This window comes from Serratia sp. LS-1 (genome assembly GCF_003719595.1).
Taxonomy (GTDB): domain Bacteria; phylum Pseudomonadota; class Gammaproteobacteria; order Enterobacterales; family Enterobacteriaceae; genus Serratia; species Serratia ureilytica.
In genome coordinates this window covers 1,906,930-1,926,387 of sequence record NZ_CP033504.1, presented here as the reverse complement: position 1 = coordinate 1,926,387, position 19,458 = coordinate 1,906,930, and the positions used below count along the sequence as shown (strand labels likewise).

General features: G+C 60.9%; 15 protein-coding genes. 10 read left to right on the top strand and 5 right to left on the bottom strand.

Annotated elements, in window-relative coordinates:
- Positions 1–147 precede the first annotated feature (147 nt).
- Positions 148–1,011 carry a LysR substrate-binding domain-containing protein gene (locus EDY99_RS09350; RefSeq protein WP_060660698.1) on the bottom strand — a complete coding sequence of 288 codons (864 nt, stop codon included), beginning with the start codon at positions 1,009–1,011 and terminating at the stop codon, positions 148–150.
- Between the two features lie 143 nt (positions 1,012–1,154).
- Here EDY99_RS09350 and EDY99_RS09345 point away from each other — a divergent pair, with 143 nt between their 5' ends.
- The 7 genes from EDY99_RS09345 to EDY99_RS09315 all read left to right on the top strand — a co-directional run bounded on the left by EDY99_RS09345 (position 1,155) and on the right by EDY99_RS09315 (position 10,118).
- The gene (locus EDY99_RS09345; protein ID WP_123061704.1) at positions 1,155–2,291 is read left to right on the top strand and encodes an agmatine/peptidylarginine deiminase; all 1,137 of its coding nucleotides are present in this window, start codon (positions 1,155–1,157) and stop codon (positions 2,289–2,291) included.
- A gap of 79 nt (positions 2,292–2,370) precedes the next feature.
- Positions 2,371–3,051 (top strand): bifunctional 2-polyprenyl-6-hydroxyphenol methylase/3-demethylubiquinol 3-O-methyltransferase UbiG, encoded by a 681-nt coding sequence (locus EDY99_RS09340; protein ID WP_123061703.1) that lies wholly within the window; start codon positions 2,371–2,373, stop codon positions 3,049–3,051.
- A gap of 43 nt (positions 3,052–3,094) precedes the next feature.
- Positions 3,095–3,757, top strand: coding sequence for a hypothetical protein (locus EDY99_RS09335; protein ID WP_152682233.1), 663 nt, complete (start codon positions 3,095–3,097; stop codon positions 3,755–3,757).
- Positions 3,758–3,881: 124 nt separating this feature from the next.
- The gene (locus tag EDY99_RS09330; protein ID WP_042784536.1) at positions 3,882–5,024 is read left to right on the top strand and encodes an efflux RND transporter periplasmic adaptor subunit; all 1,143 of its coding nucleotides are present in this window, start codon (positions 3,882–3,884) and stop codon (positions 5,022–5,024) included.
- A 1-nt stretch (position 5,025) separates the two neighbouring features.
- Positions 5,026–8,163, top strand: coding sequence for an efflux RND transporter permease subunit (locus EDY99_RS09325; protein WP_123061702.1), 3,138 nt, complete (start codon positions 5,026–5,028; stop codon positions 8,161–8,163).
- 1 nt (position 8,164) lies between these two features.
- Complete coding sequence (locus EDY99_RS09320; RefSeq protein ID WP_033643123.1) at positions 8,165–9,607, top strand: efflux transporter outer membrane subunit; 1,443 nt, start codon at positions 8,165–8,167, stop codon at positions 9,605–9,607.
- A 157-nt stretch (positions 9,608–9,764) separates the two neighbouring features.
- Entirely contained in the window at positions 9,765–10,118 is a 354-nt protein-coding gene (locus tag EDY99_RS09315; protein WP_033643122.1) for a DUF1493 family protein, read from the top strand.
- Positions 10,119–10,125: 7 nt separating this feature from the next.
- Here the strand turns inward: EDY99_RS09315 and EDY99_RS09310 are convergent, their stop codons facing one another.
- Entirely contained in the window at positions 10,126–10,695 is a 570-nt protein-coding gene (locus EDY99_RS09310; RefSeq protein WP_123061701.1) for a DJ-1/PfpI family protein, read from the bottom strand.
- Positions 10,696–10,828: 133 nt separating this feature from the next.
- On the opposite strand from EDY99_RS09310, the gene EDY99_RS09305 reads away from it, so the two are divergent.
- Complete coding sequence (locus EDY99_RS09305; RefSeq protein WP_123061700.1) at positions 10,829–12,367, top strand: long-chain fatty acid--CoA ligase; 1,539 nt, start codon at positions 10,829–10,831, stop codon at positions 12,365–12,367.
- Positions 12,368–12,406: 39 nt separating this feature from the next.
- Here EDY99_RS09305 and EDY99_RS09300 read toward each other — a convergent pair whose 3' ends face one another.
- Both EDY99_RS09300 and EDY99_RS09295 read right to left on the bottom strand, forming a co-directional pair.
- Complete coding sequence (locus tag EDY99_RS09300; protein WP_033643119.1) at positions 12,407–13,681, bottom strand: Glu/Leu/Phe/Val dehydrogenase; 1,275 nt, start codon at positions 13,679–13,681, stop codon at positions 12,407–12,409.
- Between the two features lie 542 nt (positions 13,682–14,223).
- The gene (locus EDY99_RS09295; RefSeq protein WP_047575172.1) at positions 14,224–14,571 is read right to left on the bottom strand and encodes an antibiotic biosynthesis monooxygenase; all 348 of its coding nucleotides are present in this window, start codon (positions 14,569–14,571) and stop codon (positions 14,224–14,226) included.
- Between the two features lie 512 nt (positions 14,572–15,083).
- Here EDY99_RS09295 and EDY99_RS09290 point away from each other — a divergent pair.
- Positions 15,084–15,704, top strand: a complete 621-nt coding sequence (locus EDY99_RS09290) for a transcriptional regulator (protein WP_033643117.1) — start codon at positions 15,084–15,086, stop codon at positions 15,702–15,704.
- 50 nt (positions 15,705–15,754) lie between these two features.
- Here the strand turns inward: EDY99_RS09290 and EDY99_RS09285 are convergent, their stop codons facing one another.
- Positions 15,755–17,944 (bottom strand): TonB-dependent siderophore receptor, encoded by a 2,190-nt coding sequence (locus tag EDY99_RS09285; RefSeq protein ID WP_089197068.1) that lies wholly within the window; start codon positions 17,942–17,944, stop codon positions 15,755–15,757.
- A gap of 202 nt (positions 17,945–18,146) precedes the next feature.
- Between EDY99_RS09285 and fes the strand changes: the two genes are divergently transcribed.
- Positions 18,147–19,454, top strand: a complete 1,308-nt coding sequence (fes, locus tag EDY99_RS09280) for an enterochelin esterase (protein ID WP_232092963.1) — start codon at positions 18,147–18,149, stop codon at positions 19,452–19,454.
- The last annotated feature ends 4 nt before the right edge of the window (positions 19,455–19,458 follow it).

Below are 19,458 nucleotides of genomic sequence, written 5' to 3'. Positions count from 1 at the left end.
CGATGTTCAGTTATCAGGTGAATTCAACTAATTATTTTTGAAACAGCGGGTTAGCGCGTTTTATTCGGGCTGTTGCGGCGCTTTATTGAAAGTAGCAGCGGCCAGGCGGGGCCGCCTGACCAGAGTAGCAAATCGTGATGTGGCGCGTTATGCGTCGGCCGGCAGCGTCGATTGCAGCCATTGGCAGAAGTGCCGGGCGAGCGGATTGTGTTCGCTGTCGCGATGCAGCAGCCACGCCCAGTTGGCGCCGCGCACGCGTTGCTCGGTTAACGGATGCAGCAACCCGGCGTCACGCGCTTGCTGCGCCAACAGCTGACTGACCAACGCGATGCCCAGCCCCTGGCAGGCGGCATCCAGCAGCAGGCCGGGATCGGAGAAATTCAGCCCGCTGTCGCGCTGGCCGACGTGCGCGCCGCCCGCCACCGTCCAGTGGCTCCAGTCCATTTCGCGTTCGCCGTGCAGCGTGACGCGCTGCTCCGCCGCCAGCGCCAATAGGCTGGGGTGGCAGGCGGGATAAAGCCGGTCGGTGCAGAGAACCTTAAAGGTGCAGTCCGCCTGCGCGCTGAGATCGTCGCGGATCGCCAAGTCGATGCTGTCCGTCGTCATATCCGGCGGTTCAAAGCTGGTGAAGAGCCACAGATCTATCTGCGGATGCCGTTGGTTGAACTCGCCCAGCCGCGGCGTCAGCCAGTGGCGGGCAAAGGCCGGCGTCGTGTTGACGATCAACTGATTGGGTTTGCGGTACTGGTCCAGACGACGAATGCCGACGGCCAATTGTTGCAGCATCACCTGCGCGGTGCTGAACAGATCGTGGCCGGCGTCGGTCAGCGTTACGCTGCGGCCGGTGCGGAAAAACAGCGGCTGTTCCAGAAAAGCCTCGAGGCTGCGGATCTGCTGGCTGATTGCCGACTGGGTAAGGTGCAGCTCTTCGGCGGCCTGATGAAAACTGCCCAGACGCGCCGCCGCTTCAAAACCGCGCAATGCGCTTAACGGGGGCCAGTGTTTTAACATTATCAATAAGCCTGTCTAATCAGATATCCACTAAATATATCGTTTGTCGCAGCGGCAGGGGAAGACTAGCATGAGATTCAATTTCCGGAGAGCGAAAAAACCGGTTAACCAGTTGAATTTAAATTAATTAAAAGAGGGCGTTTATGTCAACGCGTCGCACCTTTATCAAGCAGCTTTCGGCGGTGGCCGGCGTCGGCTTGACGGCATCATTGGGTATTTCGTTACGCGGTCACGCAAAAGCTGTGCTTAATCCGGCCTGGCGCTTGCCGGATGAAGGGGAACTGCAACAGCGGGCGTTTATCGCGTTCGGCGCGCAGCGCGCGATTTGGGGCGACTTCACGGCGGACGTGCGGGCGGCACAGGGGCATATCGCCCGCGCCATCGCCGAATTTCAGCCGTTGACGGTTTTTTGCCGCGAGCGTGAACGGCAATTGGCCGAGGCCATCTGCGGCAGTCACAACGTCAGCTATGTCGTCACCGAGCTGGATGATATCTGGATGCGCGACATCGGCGCTAATTTCGTCGTCAATGATGCCGGCGAACTGGGCGCGGTGGATTTCAACTTCAACGGCTGGGGCGATAAGCAGCAGCATGCCAGGGATGCGCGTCTGGCAGGGTTTGCCGCCAGGCGATACGGCATCGCTCAACCGCGCCGCAGCGCACTGGTAGGCGAAGGCGGTGGCATTGAAGTGGATGGGCGCGGCACCGGCATCATGACCGAGAGCAGTTGGGTGAATGCGAACCGCAACCCGGGCTGGAGCAGGGATCGGGTTGAGCAGGAGCTGAAGGCGATGCTCGGCCTGCGTAAAATTATCTGGCTGCCGGGCATTAAAGGCCGGGACATCACCGATGCCCACGTCGATTTTTACGCCCGTTTCGTGCGGCCGGGCGTGGTGGTGGCCAATCTGGACACCGACCCGGCCTCTTACGATCATGCGGTCACCCAGACGCATCTGGCGATCCTCAAGACGGCGACCGACGCCGACGGCCGCACGCTGCAGGTGCATACGCTCTCGCCGCCGCGGGCACCGCGCGACAGCCGTTTCAGCCGCCGCAATCCCGATTTCGCGGCGGGCTACATCAACTATTTCGTTATCAACGGCGCGGTGATCGCCCCGGAGTTTGGCGACCCGCAGGCGGACAAGGCGGCGTTTGAACTGCTGTCGGCGCTCTATCCGCAGCGCAAGGTGGTGCAGTTGGAGATCGACGCGATCGCCGCCGGCGGCGGCGGCATTCACTGCGTGACCAGCCAACTGCCGGCGCCTGGCAAACCAGACTAGTGAATGTTCAAAAAATGCGCACGCGGTTGTTTGTCGCCATAGGCTGTGGTTGGCTGAGTGGAAACAGAAGGAGGCCATAATGAACGACTCATCCTTGAGCATTCCCACCTGGTATCGCGATCCGCACGCAGAGCAGGCCATGGCCGAAGGCCATGCGCCCATCTGGCGGCATCTGCTGAGCCTGGTGCCGGAACGCGAACTGTCCGGCGTCAGGGTGCTGGACTTCGGCTGCAATCAGGGCGGTTTTTTGCGCCTGTTGCATCAAATTCGGCCATTTAGTGAGGGGATCGGCGTTGATATCGCCCGCCAATCCGTCGAACAAGCCAACCGCCTGAAAGGAAACCTGCCGATCGTTTATCAGACCGAAACGCGGTTGACGGGTTATGAGAACCACTTCGATATCGCCTTCAGTCATGAAGTCATCTACCTGATTGAAGATATCGCGCAGCATGCCGCCGATATGCTGCGGGTGCTGAAGCCGGGCGGCGTTTATTATGCGGTGACCGGTTGCCACACCGACAACCCGCTGTGGCCGCAATGGCGCGAAAGGGTGGCTGAACAGACGCATACCGTGGTGCAGGATCGTTCTCTGGAGGATTATGCGCGTATTTTCTCCGCCGCGGGGTTCCAGGTCTCTGCCCGCAGGCTGGGTTTTTCCGGCTTCGTTCCCTATGAGCCGGACGGCTGGATGCCGACTGTTTCGGCAGCGATCGACTACTATTGGCACACCAAAACGGTGTTTAGACTGGTTAAACCCTAAAAATCCCACGCGGCGCTCGGTACGCCGCCGCTGACGAGATAAGATGACGAAATTTATGATGGACCAAGACGCTAAAACAATGGACTTTCGTTTAATCAAACGGTTGTCCCTGCTTATGGGGGCGCTCTTGACGCCTGTTGGAGGGGCCACTGCGGCCATGCTTACGCTCGAGAATCAGGATCCGGCGGCGGTGTACCTTATTCAGGATGCGAAGCTGATTCAGGAGCGTGAGGGGGTGAAGATCGCCGAGCGCTCATACCGTTATTTCGAACTTAAGCTCGCCGACAATCTCCAGTATGAAGGTTATATCACCCGCTGCGCCGACGACTATGCCGATAAATTGAATGAACAAGATCGGCGTGAATTAAACCGCTGCACTGAGCAGGTGATCGACGACCTGGATCGGTTGATGGAAAAGACCGCCAACGTGACGTTCTACGATGGCGGCACGCAAAACGTTTATCGGGGCGAAGAACATTCAACGCCTTATTATTACTATTCGTTCGCCCGCGTGGCCAATTATTATCAAACCGACGATGGGCGCCATCCCCTGTATGGCCTGGTTTATCGCTGCAAGCAGCCGGCGAGCGATGCTCATCGGGAGCAAGAGCCTGATACAACTGAAGCGGCGCCGCCCCCGGCTGAAGTGGAACGCTTTATTGCATTGGCTAAAAACCGCTGCGGCAATGTGCTGAAACCGCGCTGAACGAGATTGCGCCACCGTTTTCCGCTTCGAAAAGATTTTACGCAATCCTTACGCAACCCTTTCAGAAGCGCATTCCGGCATTCGATATATTGAGAATAGTCATTCTCAATAGGATCGTATTGCAATGCAGAGGAAAACGCTTTTGGCGCTGGGGCTTTCGCTGTCGCTGGCCGCCTGCGATGGGCAAAACGCCGGCGCGCCGACGGGCGCAGGCGGTGAACGGGAGGTCGGCGTCGTCACGTTGCGCGGCCAGTCTGTAACCCTGAGCAGCGAGTTGACCGGTCGGGTTAACGCCACCATGACCTCCGACGTGCGGCCGCAGGTCGACGGCATCATCAAGCAGCGGCTGTTTACCGAAGGGGCCGAGGTGAAAGCCGGGCAGGTCTTGTATCAAATTGACCCCGCCAGCTATCAGGCCAGCTACGATCAGGCCGCCGCCCAGCTGAAAAACGCTCAGGCCACGGTGCAATCCACCCGGCTCAAATCGCAGCGCTATGCGGCGCTGGTGAAAGAGAACGGCGTTTCCAAACAGGACGCAGACGACGCCAAAGCCGCGTATCTGCAGGCCGTGGCGTCGGTGGCGCAGTATCAGGCGGCGCTGGAAACGGCGCGCATCAATCTCGCCTATACCCAGGTGCGGGCGCCGATCGCCGGCCGCATCGGCATTTCGTCGGTGACGCCGGGCGCGCTGGTCACCGCCGGCCAGACTGATGCGTTGGCCACCATCCGCGCGTTGGATCCGATCTATGTCGATCTGACCCAGTCCAGCGCCCAGTTGCTTAAACTGCGCCGTCAGCAGGCCGCTTTGCAGCGCGGTGCGGTCACGCCGGTCGCCATCAAGCTGGAGGACGGCACGCCTTATGCCCACGCCGGCAAGCTGGAGTTGACCGAGGTGGCGGTGGATGAGGCCACCGGTTCGGTCACGCTGCGCGCGGTGTTCCCCAACCCCGAACATGAGCTGTTGCCCGGCATGTACGTCCATGCCACGGTGGATAACGGCGTCGATCCTAAAGCCATCCTGGCGCCGCAGCAGGGCATCACCCGCAACGCCAAAGGGGAAGCCACCGCGTTGGTGGTAAACGCGCAAAACAAAGTGGCGCAACGCACCGTCAGCGCCGAACGGGTGGTGGGCAGCAACTGGCTGATCGACAGCGGGCTGAACGACGGCGATCGCCTGATCGTCGAAGGCACCAGCAAGGTGACGATCGGCGCCGCGGTGAAGCCGGTAGACGTCTCGGTCGACAAAACCCAACGCGGGGAGCAATGATATGGCGCAGTTCTTTATCCGGCGTCCGGTATTCGCCTGGGTGATCGCCATCATCATCATGCTGTGCGGTCTGATGTCGATCAATTCATTGCCCGTCTCGCAGTACCCGGACGTCTCACCGCCGCAGATCGCCATCTCCGCCACCTACCCGGGCGCGGACGCGGAAACGCTGGAAAACAGCGTCACCCAGGTGATTGAGCAGCAGCTCACCGGCCTGGACGGCCTGCTGTATTTCTCGTCGACCAGCAGCGCCAGCGGCTCGGTCAGCATCAACGTCACCTTTGAGCAGGGCACCGATCCGGATATCGCTCAGGTGCAGGTGCAAAACAAGGTGCAGCAGGCGGAAAGTCGTCTGCCGAGCGCCGTCACCGCGCAGGGCGTGACGGTCAAAAAATCCCAGAGCAGCTTTCTGCTGATCGTCGGGCTGTATGACGAAAGCGACAAGGCGACGATGGCCGATATCTCCGACTATCTGGTCAGCAACCTGCAGGATCCGCTGTCGCGCATCGAGGGCGTCGGGGACGTACAGGTGTTCGGCTCGGAATACGCGATGCGCATCTGGCTGGATCCGACCAAACTGGCGAGCTTTTCGCTGATGCCTTCCGACGTGCAGACGGCGATCGAGGCGCAAAACACCCAGGTGTCCGCCGGCAAGATAGGCGATCTGCCGGCCGCCGCCGACCAGCAGCTGACCGCCACGGTGAAGGCGCAGTCGCGGCTGCAAACGCCGGAACAGTTCCGCAATATCATCCTGAAAAGCGACAGCAGCGGGGCGCTGGTGCGGCTGGGCGACGTGGCGCGGGTTGAGCTGGGCAACGAAGACTACTCCGCCAGCGCGCACCTCAACGGCCACCCGGCGGCGGGGATCGCGGTCAAGCTGGCGGCGGGCGCCAACGCCCTGAGCACCGCCAAGCTGGTGAAGGCCAAGGTGGCGGAATACCAAAGCGCTATGCCGCAGGGCTACAAGGTGGCCTACCCGAAAGACAGCACCGACTTCATCAACATCTCGATCGAAGAGGTGGTGAAAACGCTGTTTGAAGCGGTGGCGTTAGTGGTGGTGGTGATGTTCGTGTTCCTGCAAAACCTGCGCACCACGCTGATCCCGACCATTACCGTGCCGGTGGTGTTGCTGGGCACCTTCGGCGTGCTGGCGGCGTTCGGCTATTCGATCAATACCCTGACGCTGTTCGGCATGGTGTTGGCGATCGGGCTATTGGTGGATGACGCCATTGTGGTGGTGGAAAACGTCGAACGGGTGATGCGCGAGGATAAGCTGCCGCCGCGCGAGGCGACGGAGAAATCGATGCGCGAAATCACCGGCGCGCTGGTCGGCATCGCGCTGGTGCTGTCGGCGGTGTTTCTGCCGATGGCGTTCTTCGGCGGCTCCACCGGGGTGATCTACCGCCAGTTTTCGATCACCGTCGTCTCCTCGATGGTGTTGTCGGTGGTGCTGGCGTTGACGCTGGCGCCGGCCTTGTGCGCCACGTTGCTGAAACCCGCGCACGACGCGCAGACTGACACCGGGCTGCTGGGCAAATTCAACCGCGGTTATGACCGGTTGCAGGCGAAGTACGCCGACAAGGTCGGCGCAGTGATCCACCGGCCAACGCGCTATCTGCTGCTGTACGGCCTGCTGTTGATCGCCGCCGCCGTAATGTATCTGCGTTTGCCGACCGGCTTCCTGCCCAACGAGGATCAGGGCTCGGTGATGGTGCAGTACACCTTGCCGGCCGGCGCTACCAACGCGCGCACCTCGGCGGTGAGCGAGGCGGTGACCGCCTATTTTCTCGACCAGGAAAAGGCCAACGTCAGCACCATTTTCACCATCAACGGTTTCGGCTTCAGCGGCAGCGGTCAAAACGCCGGCATGGCGTTCGTCAGCCTCAAAGACTGGAGCCAACGCCGCGGCAGCGAAAACACCGCCGACGCCATCGCCAAACGCGCCATGGCGCACTTCGCCTCGCTGCGCGACGCCCAGGTGTTCTCCATGAGCCCGCCGGCGATCGACGGCTTTGGTCAGTCCGACGGCTTCACCTTCGAGCTGCAGGCCAAAGGGGCGACCACACGCGCCGAGCTGCAGGCGATGCGCGACCAGATCGTCGCCGCCGCCGGCAACAATCCGGCATTGCTGGCGGTGCGCGCCAACACCTTGCCGGACACCCCGCAGCTGCAGGTGGCGATCGACAACGGCAAACTGCAGGCACTCGGCCTGAGCGCCGCGGACGTCAACAGCACCCTCAGCAGCGCGTTCGGCAGCACCTACATCAACGACTTTATCGATCGCAACCGGGTAAAAAAAGTCTATATGCAGGGCGACGTGCAGTACCGCGCCAAGCCGGAAGACCTCGACCGCTGGTTTGTGCGCGGCACCAATGCATCGGGCGCCAGCAGCATGACGCCGTTCTCCGCCTTTGCGTCTTCGCACTGGATCTACGGGCCGGAGAACCTGTCGCGCTATAACGGGCTGTCGTCGTTCGAGATCACCGGGCAGGGCGCCGCCGGTGTCAGTTCCGGTACGGCAATGAGCGAGATGGAGAAACTGGCGGCGAAATACTCCGCCGGCAGCAGCTACTCCTGGAGCGGGCTGTCCTATCAGGAACGGCTGACCAGCGGCCAGGCGTCGTCGCTGTACGCCATTTCGCTCATCGTGGTGTTCCTGTGCCTGGCGGCGCTGTATGAGAGCTGGTCGATTCCGTTCGCGGTGATGTTGGTGGTGCCGATGGGCGTGGTGGGCTCACTGCTGGCGATCACGCTGCGCGGGCTGGAAAACGACATCTACTTCCAGGTGGCGCTGCTCACCATCATCGGGCTGTCGGCAAAGAATGCCATTTTGATCGTCGAGTTCGCCGAGGAGATGCACCAGCGGGGGGAAACGCTGATTGGCGCGGCGGTCCACGCGGCGCGCATGCGCCTGCGGCCGATCCTGATGACCTCGCTGGCGTTCACCGCCGGGGTGCTGCCTCTGGCGGTATCCAGCGGCGCCGGCGCCAACAGCCGAATCGCCATCGGCACCGGCATTATCGGCGGCACGATCACCGCTACCGCCTTGGCGATCTTTTTCGTACCGCTGTTTTATGTGTTGGTGCGCCGCATGTTTACCCGTCGGCCCACCAACTCGCCGTCGCAGGCAGGAGAATAACGTGTTGCAACGAGTCATGATGTTAACTTTACCGCTGCTGCTGAGCGGGTGTCTGTCGCTGGATCCGCACTACCAGCGCCCGGCGGCGCCGGTGCCCGCCAACCTGCCGCAGGGCGAGGCCGCCGGCAAGCAGGCGTTGAGCTACCCGGACGTCGCCTGGCGCGACTATGTGCAGGACGCCAGGCTGCGGCAGGTGGTGGCGATGGGGCTGAACAGCAGCCGCGATCTTCGTGAGGCGATCGCCAATATCGCCTCGGCGCGCGCCCTGTACGGTGAGCAGCGCTCGGCGCTGTTCCCGACGATCAACGCCACCGCCGACGGCAGCCGCGGGCGTTCGCTGAGCGGCAACGGCAATGCCACCGCCATCAGCCAGAGCTACGAAGCGCAGGGCGGCGTCAGCGCGTTCGAGCTGGATCTGTTCGGCAAGAACGCCAGCCTGTCGCGGGCGGCGTTCGAAACCTATCTGGCCAACTCGGAAGCGGCGAAAAGCACCCGTCTGACGCTGATCGCCGATATCGTCACCGACTGGGTGGCGGTGGCGGCCGAGCGCAGCAATCTGGCGGTGGCGCAGCAGACGATGGAAAGCGCCAAACGTTCGCTGGACGTGACGCGCAACAATCAACAGCACGGCATTTCGTCGCTGGTCGACGTGGCATCGGCGGAAACCGTTTATCAACAGGCGCGTTCGGACGCCGCCAGCTACGCCACCCTCGCCGCGCAGGCGAAAAACGCGCTGGATTTGGCGGTGGGGCAAAGCGTGCCGGAAAACCTGCTGCCCGGCGGTATCGATGCGCTCGGCGAAATCATGCGCAATCTGCCGGCCGGGGTGTCTTCGCAGGTGCTGCTGACGCGGCCGGATGTGCTGCAGGCCGAGCATAACCTCAAATCCGCCAATGCCAACATCGGCTCGGCGCGTGCGGCATTCTTCCCGTCGATCAGCCTGACCGCCAGCGGCGGCGTGGGCAGCGGTGAACTCTCGTCGCTGTTCAGCCACGGCGCCGGCGTCTGGTCGTTCGCCCCGAGCATCAGCCTGCCGATCTTCAGCGGCGGCTACAACACGGCTCAGCTCAACTACACCCAGGCGCAGAAAGACCTGTATGTCGCCACCTATGAGAAAGCGGTGCAGACGGCATTTCAGGAAACCGCCGACGCGCTGGCGCGCAAAGCCACGCTGCAGGAACAGCTGGCGGCACAGACCGGCTATGTGGCGGCGGCGCAGCAATATTATCGCCTGGCCGAACTGCGTTACCGCCAGGGCGTGGACAGCTACCTGACGCTGCTGGACGCGCAGCGCACGCTGTATACGGCGCAGCAGTCGCTGATCGCCGCACAGCAGACCGCGTACGACAATCAGGCGACCCTGTATAAAGTGTTGGGCGGCGGGGTTGCCGCCGAGCGGCAGGGGGACGGCGTCATCGCCGATAAGGCGGCGCTCAGCCGCTAACCGTCGACCGCGCGCGCCAGAAGTGTGGCTGCGCGCGGTTTACTTATGGAAAGTGTAAAGAAACGGAAAACCCGCGCGGCGGCCCGAACTCGCCGCGGCGGGCAGAGTCAGACAGATAATTGCATTCACCTTTTCTTCATATCGGCTCGAGGTCGTCATGGCAGAAGACATTCAGCAACAGGTCATCGCGCTTATCGCCGCATTCAACGCACCAGGGCGGCAGAAGAAGGGGGCGGTCATCACCCCGGAAACCGAGATTAACACCGCGCTCAACCTGTCGTTCAGCGACTCCAACACGCTGATGCGCCGCTACTTCGATACCTTCGGCGTCGACAGCAGCAACTACAACCACGAGCTGTATTTCCAGCCGCCGAGCAATACCGGGCGCTGGTTTTCTCCCTCCGCCTGTAAAGAACACACCCGGCCGCTGTGCGTATCGATGCTGGTGCGCTCGGCGCGCGCCAAACGCTGGCTGTACGACATCCATTTTCTTATCGAGCAATTGCGCTAGCGCCAGGTTACTGCTCCAGCAGCTCGGCGAATTTCGCCAGCCACTGCGGATGCGCCGGCCAGGCCGGGGCGGTGACCAGATTGCCGTCGACATGCGCCTGATCGATGCCGATCTCCGCATAATGGCCGCCGCCGAGCCGCACCTCCGGGGCGCAAGCCGGGTAGGCGCTGCAGGTGCGGCCCTTCAACACCCCAGCCGCCGCCAGCAGCTGCGGGCCGTGGCAAACGGCAGCGATCGGTTTTTTGGCGGCGTCGAACGCCTGCACCAGCGCGATCACGTCGGGATTCAGCCGCAGGTATTCGGGCGCCCGACCGCCGGGGATCAACAACGCGTCATAGTGCTCTTCCTTGGCGGCGGCAAAGTCGGCGTTCAGGGTGAAACGATGACCGGGTTTCTCGCTGTAGGTCTGCGCGCCGTCAAAGTCGTGGATCGCGGTCTGGATGTAGTCGCCGACGGCTTTGTCGGGGCACACGGCATCCACCCAATGGCCAAGCATTTGCAATGCCTGAAACGGCACCATGGTTTCGTAATCTTCGGCGTAGTCGCCGATCAGCATCAGGATTTTTTTCTTGCTCATGATCACAACTCCAGCAGGAGGGGGAATGCCTAAGGTATAGCCCAGCGCCCCTGGGAATGCGAACCGCAAAGCGCCTATCTATACTCGTGATACTGCGGCGCTTTCTCGCCGCTCAACCCAGGGAGGATCCCCGATGCTGAATCTGGCTACCTTGCTTGAAGAAAGTGCGCGCACCTGGCCGGAACGGCCGGCGGTGATACAGGACGATATACCGCTCAGCTATCGGGCGCTGAATGAAATGGCCAACCGGGTGGCGAATTTACTGGTCGCGCGCGGCGTGCAGCCCGGTGAGCGAGTGGCGCTGGCCTGCCCCAATCGGCCGGAGTTTCCGGCTATCTATTACGGCATTCTCAAAAGCGGCGCGGTGGTGGTGCCGCTCAATATTCTGCTTAAGCGCGCAGAGTTCGACTATTACCTGGCGGACTCGGCGGCGGTGGCGTTGTTTTGCTTCGAAGGCAGCAACGGCCTGCCGTTGGGGGAAGAGGCGCTGCGGGCGGCGGCGAAGGCGGAGCAATGCCGTGAGGTGTTTATCATCGGCGATCGGCTGCCGCTCGAAGGCGAACGTTTCAGCACGGCGATAGCCGCACAGGCCACCGAGTTCGCTTCGGCCGCGACGCTCGAAAGCGACACGGCGGTGGTGCTGTATACCAGCGGCACCACCGGCCGGGCCAAAGGGGCTGAGTTGACCCACGCCAACCTGGTGCTTAACGCGCTGGGATCGGTGAGGCTGTTCGACGGCTCGGAAACGGATCCCGATCGCCATCTGGTGACGTTGCCGCTGTTCCACACGTTTGGTTCGACGGTGCAGATGAATGCCGGATTTTCCGCCGCCGCCACCCTGGTGCTGGTCGAACGCTTCGACGCCGCGCAGGCCATCGCGCTGATGCAGCGGCACGGCATTACCTTTTTTGCCGGCGTGCCGACCATGTATTGGGCGTTGTTGAATGCGCTGGATGAGCATACGGATATCGAGCGCCTGCGCAGCACGCTGCGTATGGCGGTGTCCGGCGGGGCCAGCCTGCCGGTGCAGATCCTGGAGGATTTCTCGCGCCGCTTCGGCGTCAACATTCTCGAAGGGTATGGGCTGTCGGAAACCAGCCCGGTCGCCACCTTTAACCATCCGCACCGCGTGACCAAACCCGGCTCTATCGGCCAACCGATCTGGGGCGTGGAGGTTCGCTTGCTCGACGTCACCGGGCAACCGATCGACGGTGTCGATCAGGTGGGAGAGATCGCGGTGCGCGGCTACAACATCATGAAAGGCTATCTGAACCGTCCCGAGGCGACGGCGGAAGTGCTGGAAAACGGCTGGTTCCGCACCGGCGATCTGGCGCGCCGCGATGCCGACGGCTTCTATTTCATCGTCGATCGGGCCAAGGACATGATCATTCGCGGCGGGTTCAACGTCTATCCGCGCGAGATTGAAGAGGCACTGATTCGCCATCCGGCGGTGTCGTTGGTGGCGGTGATCGGTGTCGAGCATCCTTCGCTGGGTGAAGAGATCAAAGCGGTGGTGGTGTTGAAAGAGACGGAGGAGCCGATCGAGGAAGAGGCGCTGATCGCCTGGAGCCGGGAGAGGCTGGCGGCGTTCAAGTATCCGCGTATCGTCGAGTTTGTCGAACGCTTGCCGATGACCAGTACCGGTAAGGTGTTGAAACGCTGTTTGCGCTGAGGAAAATCCGGCCTGCCGGGGCAGGCCGGGAAACGGGTATCAACCTGGGTAGATGCCACGCTCTTTACGTGCGGTCAGGATGCGCTCACAAGCCACGATATAAGCGGCGGTGCGCAGGCTGCACTCTTTCTCTGCGGCCTTGTTCCAGACGTGGACCATCGCGTCGGTCATGATCTTGTCCATACGCTCGTTGATCTCGGACTCGCTCCAGAAGTAACTCGCCATGTCCTGCACCCACTCGAAGTAACTGACCGTTACGCCGCCGGCGTTACAGATAACGTCCGGAACCACGGTGATGTTACGGGAACGCAGAATGTCGTCCGCTTCTGGGAAGGTTGGGCCGTTAGCCCCTTCCAACACCAGCTTGGCGCTGAGGATTTCGGCGCGCTGACGGGTGATCTGGCCTTCCAGCGCCGCAGGGATCAGGATGTCCATGTCAACCGACCAGAACGCTTCGCTTTCGATCTCGCTGGCGCCTGGGAAACCGGCGATCTGCTTGTGCTTGGCCTGGTATTCGGTCAGCGCGGCCAGATCGATGCCGTTGGCGTTGAACAGGGTTGCGGAGTGGTCCTGGATGGTGACGACGCGAGCGCCGACGCCGACGAACAGGCGAGCCGCTTCGCTGCCCACGTTACCGAAGCCTTGCACCGCCACTTTGGCGCCTTCGATCTGCACGCCCAGACGCTTGGCCACTTCGCTGCCGGTCACGAACACGCCGCGGCCGGTCGCTTTCTCACGGCCCAGGGAGCCGCCGAGGTGAATTGGCTTACCGGTTACCACGCCGGTGATGGTGGTGCCGTGGTTCATGGAGTAGGTATCCATCATCCAGGCCATCACTTTGGCGTTGGTGCCGACGTCCGGCGCAGGAATGTCTTTCTGTGGCCCGATGATGAAGCCGATTTCGCTGGTGTAGCGGCGGGTCAGTCGCTCCAGTTCACCTTCAGACAGTTTGAACGGATCGACGCGGATGCCGCCCTTGGCGCCGCCGTACGGCAGGTTGACCGCGGCGCACTTGATGGTCATCCAGGCGGACAGGGCCATCACTTCGTTCAGATCGACGTCAGGGTGGAAGCGGATACCGCCTTTACCCGGCCCGCGCGACAGGTTGTGCTGTACGCGGAAGCCTTCGAAGTGACGGATGGTGCCATCGTCCATCTGCAGCGGGATATCGACAATCAAAGCGCGTTTAGGGTGACGCAGCGTATCAACCCAGCGTGAGAGGTCGCCGAGGTAAGGGGCGACGCGATCGATTTGTTGCAGATATGTAGCCCAAGCGGTGGTGCTGCTGTCTGAAGCGTAGGATAGCTTTTCCATAACCAACCTTTATATTTTAGAGGTATTTATTTCGTTTAACCGTGGATTAGCAAGCGCATAACACTTTGCGCCGCTAAATTTACCACTAATTATGCCGGTTGTTAGCCCCCCGCTCATCGGGCCAGCGGACGGTTTTTCGCCGCCTGCAGGGCGGTAAATGAATAGTTAATTACTTTTCGCCGGCCGTTAGCGGGCGCATGCATACTTTATGCATATAAAACGCATAAAAACCCTTTATATCTATTTTTCAGAAGCTTGAATGTGATCAAAAAGTTTCATTTTATTTAACTGCTATGTTGACAATGGCGTTTCCCCTCGGCAGCGTTAAAATCCTGTTAAAACGCCGTCTGCCGCCGCGTTTTGCCTGGGCAGCGAGAAGCATGATTCGGGGTTGTTTTACGGTATTGCGGCAGAAGAGTGGGCTGAAAAGCGTGTTCACCTGAAACGGACGGGTGACCGCGAGCGGCCGGCCACCCGTTCTGGTTTGGCGAATCAGCGTTTAAAGAAGACCGCGCCGCGGTGGCGTGGTCATCCGATACGCATTAGGCGCCGGTATGCTGATAGCGTTGTAATTCCACCGGTTCAGCGCCGATACTCGCCAGATATTCTTTGACGGACGCCGGCGCGGAAGCTTGCGTAAATTGGTAGATGTTTTCATCCGCATCCAACAGCGTCTCCCATTTTACAATGTTCACCCAACGAGGCTCATTGTCTACGCTGATGCCCGAGTCACGCGAAATAAACCCGTTTTGGTTCGAGATAAATTCCTCTTCAACGCGCTTGTCCAATACGGCAAACGCTTCAGGGCTGAGTGAGGCCGGCAGTTTAAAACTTGAAATTTCAATAATGTAGCTGTTGGCGAAACAGTCCGCCTTGGATTCATAATTCATAATAAAAGTCCTTTAAATTAAATTGCTTATACAACTCAAATTAAGCTGCATCCTTATTGCAGTACTGCAGGTTAAATTTATTCCTGATGTCTGAAACAAATAATTAGGAATAATCTGAATTGGCGCTTTGCTTTATGCAAAACATGATGATTTGTATGAGATTTTTCTTGCATAAGGGAGTTTGCTAATCAACTCACCAACGGCCTGAAGCAATAATTCAATAACGGTGGTGCGGTTATTAATGTCATTGGCAAGGGGGCGGTTTTTAAATAAAAAACGGTAGGTGAACGGCGTGGTTAACCTATTTCCGTTTTCTCTTTGAAGGGGCGGGCGTTATTTCGCCGGCGACCGGCAATGGCCAATCATGCCCCCCCGTCGGGATAAAAGGTCACTTGCGGCGCAGCCGGTAGTGAGGGGGGAACCAACGCCATCCGCTCGGCAAGCGGCGGCAACTGCGGTATGCTAAGCGGCTGAACAACAAACCAAACCGGGCTATACGGAGACACCCCAGCGTGGCGAATTCTTCTTCTCAACTTGAACTGTTGCGGTCGGTCGCCGACGGCATCGCGGCCCTGTTTTTCCCGAATGCGGAAGTGGTGATCCACGATTTGGCCGCCAACAAGATAGCCTACCTGGCGAACAACCTGTCGAAGCGCAAACCGGGCGACGACGCGGGGCTGGAAGATTTCACGTTTGATGGCGGCGCCAACGTGACCGGCCCCTACGAAAAGCTGAACTGGGACGGCAAAAAGATGCGCTCGGTGAGCATCGCCGCGCGCAACGAGCAGGGTAACCCCAGCTATCTGCTGTGCATCAACCTGAGCACCGCGATGTTCGAGGACGCCCGCAACGCGCTGGATATGTTCCTGTCGGTCACGCGATTGCAGCCGCAGCCGCAACAGCTGTTCAAAGACGACTGGCAAGAGAAGATCAATACCTTCCTGCATGACTGGCTGCGGCGCGAGAACGCTGCGCTCGGCGCGCTGAGCCGCGAACAGAAACGGCGACTGGTCAGCGATCTCTATCATCAGGGGGCGTTCAAGGCCAAAAGCGCGGCGGACTATATCGCCAACGTGCTGTCGATGGGGCGCGCTACGGTGTACAAGCATCTGCGGGAATTGAAGCAAGAGTAAACGCGGCGGGAAAGGTGGAAGAAAGGGGCGGCGCTGGCCGCCCCTTTTCGTTACCAGCGGTAGTTCACCGAAGCGATGACGCTGCGGCCGCTGCCGTAGAAGCAGGCGTACTCGCCGCTGCAGGATGAAACGTATTTCTTGTCCGTCAGGTTCTGCACGTTGAGCTGCAGCGCCGCACCGCGCAGCGCCGGCGAGGCCTGGCCGAGATCATATTTCACCATGGCGTCGTACAGCGTGTAGTGCGGCACATCGTACTGGCCGGTGGCGTCGGCCGGCGCATCGCCGATGTAACGCACGCCGCTGCCGACGGTCAGGCCGTTGAGCGCGCCGCTCAGGAAGCTGTAGCTGCCCCAGGCGGACGCCGCGTGGCGCGGAATGCCCGCCGGGCTGTGGCCGATTTCGTCCGCCGAGTTGGAGTCTTTGGTCACCACGTCGGTGTAGGTGTAGGCGGCGATCAGCTTGATCTCCGGCGTCGGCTGAGCGTGCACTTCCGCCTCAATCCCTTTGGATTTCACCTCACCGATCTGCTCGTAGGCGGAGGTGAGACGGTTGTAAGACGCCACATTGCGTTGGGTGATGTCGAACCAGGAAAGGGTCAGCAGGGTGTTGCCGCCCGGGATCTGGTACTTCACGCCCACCTCGGTTTGTTTGCCGGTGGTCGGCTTGAGCGGGTCGGCGCCCGGCGCGCTCGGGTACAGGTTAGGATCGAACGAGGTGCTGTAGCTGACGTACGGCGAAATGCCGTTGTCGAAGGCGTAGAGCAGGCCCGCACGGCCGGTGAACTGGGCATCGTTGTAGGTCTGCTCTTTGCCGCCGCTGGTGCGATCGCGGGTGTTGACCTGCGACCAGTCCTGACGGCCGGACAGCAACAGATTCCAGTTATTCCACGCCAGCTGGTCCTGCAGATACACCCCGACCTGATTCAGCGTCTTCAAGTCGCTGGAAGCCAGCGCCAGCGTGCTGCCATCGATGCTGGGGCGAACCGGGTTGGCCCAGTCGATCGGGTAATCGTTGCCGCGATCGCGATACATCTTCGAATCGATATGGCTGTAGCGGTAATCCAATCCGCCCAGCACCGTGTGCTTCACCTCGCCGGTGTCGAACAGGCCCTTCAGCTGGTTATCCACACCAAACTCGTTGGTCATCTGCGTTTCATGTTGCGCCATGCGGGTGACGGTGTGGTCGTTGACCTTCGAGTTTACGTTATAAACCAGATATTTATAGTCCTCATCACGGTGGGTGAAACGCAGGTTCTGGGTAAACGACAGCGCATCGCTGAAGTTGTGCTCGAGGCTGTAGCCGATCGACGCCTGCTCGCGCCGCGACTTGTTGAAGCTGGGTTCGCTGATGTTGAAGTCATAGGGCACATAGCCCGCGCTGGTCGGGAACAGCGTGCCGGCGCGCGGCAGGAAGTTGCGCGATCCGGCTTTCGGATCGTTCTGGTAGCTGGTCAGCAGCGTAAAGCTGGTGTCTTCGTTCGGCAGCCAGGTGAAGGCCGGGGCAATGGCCACCCGTTGCTGCTTGCTGTCTTTGACAAACTCATGTTCGGTTCTGGCGATACCGTTCAGGCGATAGAACAGGGTGTTGTCGTCGTTGAGTTTGCCGCCGAAGTCGAACGCCGTTTCCGCCAGATGACGGTTGCCGGTGCTGAATTTAACTTCGTGAATGCTCTGGGCAGTAGGGCGTTTGCTGGTCATCACCACCACGCCGCCGGGGCTGACCTGGCCGTAAAGCACGCCGGCCGGGCCGTGCACCATTTCCACACGCTCCAGCAACCAGGGATCGATCTGCCCGGCGCCGCCGTTTTGGCTAGAGAGGCCAAAGTGCAGGCCGTCGAGCAGCTTGGGCGCGTAGCGGAAGCCGCGGCTGATCACTTCGTCATTGCGGTTGGAATTGCCGCGATAGGTGGTGACCACCCCGCTGGTGTAGTTCAAGGCGTCGGCGACCGACGCCGGTTCCTGGTCGTTCATTTGCTCGCGCGTCACCACCGAGATGGACTGCGGGGTTTTGCTCAGCGGGGCGGCGGTTTTGGTGCCGGCGGCGCTCTCTTTGGCGACGATCCCTTTGACGGGCGCGGTCACGCTGCTCTGCGCGTCGGCGGTCACCACCATCGTCTCGTCCGCCGCGGCAAAAGCGTTTTGCGCGAAGGGCAGTAGCGCCAGCGTCGCCCCCAGCAACAGCCGGTTGGCGGACATCGCCTCTGCGCTATCGTTTTCTATCCCTTTGTTTCTAATATTCATTATCTCTCCTGCATGCCTACTTTTGTGTGTAATGCCACCCTGATAAACCCCGCAATGCCGATGAATACGCTTTCCCTCGTCGACGCGGAGACGTCGCGTTTGCACGACGGCAAAAATCCGACAAATAGTATTGAAAATGATAATGAGTATCAATACGATTGTCAGGTTTTGTAAAAGTCACGCACGTTATGTAAGGGGCGCTATGGAGTTTTTGCCGGAAAAGAGGCCAGAACACGGCCATGAGGGATTGGCGGCGCACTGGCTGCGTGAGGCGGCGGCGGGGCAACCCGCATGGTGGCAGAAGGTTGCCGCTCATGGCACGCCTGTCGTCGACGCGCACGATGAACAGCACGTCAGAATGACCTGGCTATGGCGCGATCCTGCCGGCGACGAGCGGCTCTCGCCGATATGCCGCGTCTATGCCGATATCAACGGCATTACCGACCATCACAGCACGTCCCCCAGCAGCCTGAAAAGGCTCCCCGGCACCGACGTTTGGTACGGCGCGGCCGTTGTCGATCGCCGCTGGCGCGGCAGTTACAGCCTGATCCCGATTACGGCGCGAGATCTTCCTCCCGTCTTCAGCGACGACGAAACGTTGCGCGATCGCCAGCAGCGCGCCTGGTGGGTATCGCTGTTCCCGTTGGCGATCGCCGATCCGCTGAATCGCACCTCACTGGGGCCGGCTTATCGCCCGCGCGCCGTTTCCCTGGCTCAGGGGCCGGACGCGGACGACCAAAGCGCCTGGCAGGCCGCCGATCGGCCGTTGGATGAAGCGCGGCTACAGCTTTTTCACTGGCACAGCGAACGGCTGGGCACCCGGCGGCGCGTGTGGCTGTATGCCGGCGGCGAGGCGGCGGACAACGCGAACCGCCCGCTGGTGCTGCTGCTCGACGGCCAGAACTGGATCGAAAGGCACGCATTGCTGCCGGTGATTGAGAACGAGACCGCAAAAGGGCATCTGCCGCCCGCGTGCTGGCTGCTGATCGATGCGATCGATGGCGAACACCGGGAAAACGAACTTCCTTGCAACGCCGCCTTTTGGCAGGCGGTGATCGACGAACTGCTGCCGCAGGCGCAGCGGCGCGAACCGTTCAGCGAAGAGGGGGCGCGCACCGTGGTCGCCGGCCAGAGCTACGGCGGGCTGGCGGCGTTATACGCCGGCCTGCACTGGCCCGAGCGCTTCGGCCATGTGCTGAGCCAGTCCGGCTCCTTCTGGTGGCCTACGGTGCAATTCGTTACCCAGTTCGAAAAACGCCACGAGTTGGAGGAAGGCTGGTTGATACGCCAGGTTCGGCAGCGCGGCGCGACCGCGCCGACGCTCACCGTGATTCAGCAAGCCGGCGATCGGGAGGCGGACATCGAATTCGTCAATCGCCAGATGCACCAGGCGCTGACGGCGGCCGGGCATCGTGCCGACTACCGCGTGTATTCCGGCGGACATGACGCGCTCTGCTGGCGCGGCGGTCTGGTGGACGGCGTGCGCCGGCTGCTTTCCGCAATGAAGTAATCCC

Excerpts from the sequence above, each read along its gene's own strand:
- EDY99_RS09350 (WP_060660698.1), bottom strand. The coding sequence starts at position 1,011 with ATGTTAAAACACTGGCCCCCGTTAAGCGCATTGCGCGGTTTTGAAGCG.
- EDY99_RS09345 (WP_123061704.1), top strand. The coding sequence starts at position 1,155 with ATGTCAACGCGTCGCACCTTTATCAAGCAGCTTTCGGCGGTGGCCGGC.
- EDY99_RS09340 (WP_123061703.1), top strand. The coding sequence starts at position 2,371 with ATGAACGACTCATCCTTGAGCATTCCCACCTGGTATCGCGATCCGCAC.
- EDY99_RS09335 (WP_152682233.1), top strand. The coding sequence starts at position 3,095 with ATGACGAAATTTATGATGGACCAAGACGCTAAAACAATGGACTTTCGT.
- EDY99_RS09330 (WP_042784536.1), top strand. The coding sequence starts at position 3,882 with ATGCAGAGGAAAACGCTTTTGGCGCTGGGGCTTTCGCTGTCGCTGGCC.
- EDY99_RS09325 (WP_123061702.1), top strand. The coding sequence starts at position 5,026 with ATGGCGCAGTTCTTTATCCGGCGTCCGGTATTCGCCTGGGTGATCGCC.
- EDY99_RS09315 (WP_033643122.1), top strand. The coding sequence starts at position 9,765 with ATGGCAGAAGACATTCAGCAACAGGTCATCGCGCTTATCGCCGCATTC.
- EDY99_RS09310 (WP_123061701.1), bottom strand. The coding sequence starts at position 10,695 with ATGAGCAAGAAAAAAATCCTGATGCTGATCGGCGACTACGCCGAAGAT.
- EDY99_RS09305 (WP_123061700.1), top strand. The coding sequence starts at position 10,829 with ATGCTGAATCTGGCTACCTTGCTTGAAGAAAGTGCGCGCACCTGGCCG.
- EDY99_RS09300 (WP_033643119.1), bottom strand. The coding sequence starts at position 13,681 with ATGGAAAAGCTATCCTACGCTTCAGACAGCAGCACCACCGCTTGGGCT.
- EDY99_RS09295 (WP_047575172.1), bottom strand. The coding sequence starts at position 14,571 with ATGAATTATGAATCCAAGGCGGACTGTTTCGCCAACAGCTACATTATT.
- EDY99_RS09285 (WP_089197068.1), bottom strand. The coding sequence starts at position 17,944 with ATGAATATTAGAAACAAAGGGATAGAAAACGATAGCGCAGAGGCGATG.
- fes (WP_232092963.1), top strand. The coding sequence starts at position 18,147 with ATGGAGTTTTTGCCGGAAAAGAGGCCAGAACACGGCCATGAGGGATTG.